The sequence below is a fragment of the Methylobacterium sp. WL103 genome (assembly GCF_008039885.1).
In the GTDB taxonomy this organism is placed as follows: Bacteria; Pseudomonadota; Alphaproteobacteria; order Rhizobiales; family Beijerinckiaceae; genus Methylobacterium; species Methylobacterium cerastii.
Map to the genome: position 1 here is coordinate 1 of NZ_VRUX01001014.1, position 943 is coordinate 943.

The following is a 943-nucleotide window of genomic DNA, read 5'->3' on the forward strand; positions in this document are numbered from 1 at the left end:
AGTGTCTGTTCGGCAACAAGCTGTGCAATCTGAGCAGGTTGTGATTCAAGCGAGGGCTGAGAAAGGCCTTTGCTGATGTGGACGACCGAGAACCGTGTTCGCTACGACCGGAGCGCGTTGCGCTACGCGAGCGACCTGACGGACGCGGAATGGGGCGTGATTGCGCCGCTGATCCCGCCGGCCAAGCGGGGCGGGAACAAGCGTACGGTCGAGACCCGGGCCGTGGTGGACGCCCTGATGTACGTGTTGAGCACAGGCTGTCAGTGGCGAGCCCTTCCCACGGATATGCCGGCCCGCAGCACGGTCTACGGCTACTTCGACCTATGGGACTACGATGGCACGCTGATGCGCATCCATCACGCGCTGTTCGTGCGGTGCCGGGAGCAGGCGGGATGCGAGGCGAGTCCGACGGCGGCGATCCTCGACAGCCAGAGCGTCAAGGGCGCGGAAAAAGGGGGGCGTCGATTGATCCGCCCGGCTTCGACGCGGGCAAGAAGATCAAAGGGAAGAAGCGCCACATCCTCGTCGACACCCAGGGTCTGCTGATGCACGCCCTGGTGCATTCGGCCGGCGTGCAGGACCGCGACGGCGGGGTGTGGGTGATGACCACCCTGTTCGGCCTCTATCCGTTCCTGCTCAAGCTCTACGCCGACGGCGGCTATCAGGGACCGCGCTTCCGGGCCGGACTACGTCGCGCCTGCCGACGGGTCGATGTCGAGATCGTCAAGCGATCCGATCAGCCCGACGCCGTCACGGCGAAGGGCTTCACCGTGCTGCCAAAACGCTGGATCGTCGAGCGGACCTTCGCCTGGCTGAACCGCTGCCGCCGCCTCGCCAAGGACTGGGAATGCCAAAGCCGAAAGGCCCTCGCTTTCCTCCACTGGGCCTCCGTCCGCCTCATGATCCGTAAGCTCTGCCAAACCGCACAATGATCCCGGACAGA

Annotated in this window: 1 protein-coding gene; it reads left to right on the plus strand. The window is 64.9% G+C overall.

Annotated features, from left to right (window positions below; translation table 11 throughout):
• Window positions 1-75: 75 nt before the first annotated feature.
• Window positions 76-932 (plus strand): IS5 family transposase gene (locus FV222_RS27425; RefSeq protein WP_147816291.1). Its coding sequence is split into 2 segments (ribosomal slippage): window positions 76-460 and window positions 460-932, totalling 858 coding nucleotides; the frame shifts between segments, so codons are not numbered across the junction.
• The last annotated feature ends 11 nt before the right edge of the window (window positions 933-943 follow it).